The following is a 623-nucleotide window of genomic DNA, read 5'->3' as shown; positions in this document are numbered from 1 at the left end:
TGATGCGCGGCATATTCAGTAAACCTGCGGCATCGCCGACCAAAACGCCGCCTCTGAACGAGAGTTTCGGCAGGCTTTGCAAACCGCCTTCAATCAGCGAACGCGCACCATAAGCGATACGGCGACCGCCTTCGAAGGTTTTGCGGATTTCAGGATGGGTTTTGAAACGTTGGAACTCTTCAAACGGCGACAGATAAGGGTTTTGATAATCCAAGCCGACCACAAAGCCGACAGCGACTTTGTTTTCGTCAAAATGATAAATAAACGATCCGCCATAGGTTTTGCTGTCCAACGGCCAGCCTGCGCTGTGCATAACCAAACCGGGCTGATGTTTTTCAGACGGCACTTCCCAAATTTCTTTAATGCCCAAGCCGTAAGTTTGCGGCTCGCTGTTTTGGTCGAGTTGGAAACGTTCGATGACTTGTTTGGAAAGCGAGCCGCGACAGCCTTCGGCAAACAGGGTTTGCTGCGCCCAAAGCTCCATGCCTGGCTGGAATGAATCGGTCGGTTCGCCGTCTTTGCCCACACCCATATTGCCGGTCGCAATACCTTTGACCGAACCGTCTTCGTGATACAGCACTTGGGCAGCGGCAAAGCCCGGATAGATTTCCACGCCCATATTT

The 623-nt window shown here is 52.3% G+C and carries 1 protein-coding gene; it reads right to left on the bottom strand.

Features of this window, described 5'->3' with window-relative positions:
• Window positions 1-623: NAD(P)/FAD-dependent oxidoreductase (locus ACTHUM_RS17450; RefSeq protein WP_440403618.1), on the bottom strand; the 623-nt coding region annotated here is incomplete at both ends.

The sequence above is a fragment of the Neisseria sp. P0021.S006 genome (assembly GCF_051956895.1).
Note: the sequence above shows the minus strand (reverse complement) of the source record. Positions and strands in the feature narration are given on the sequence as shown.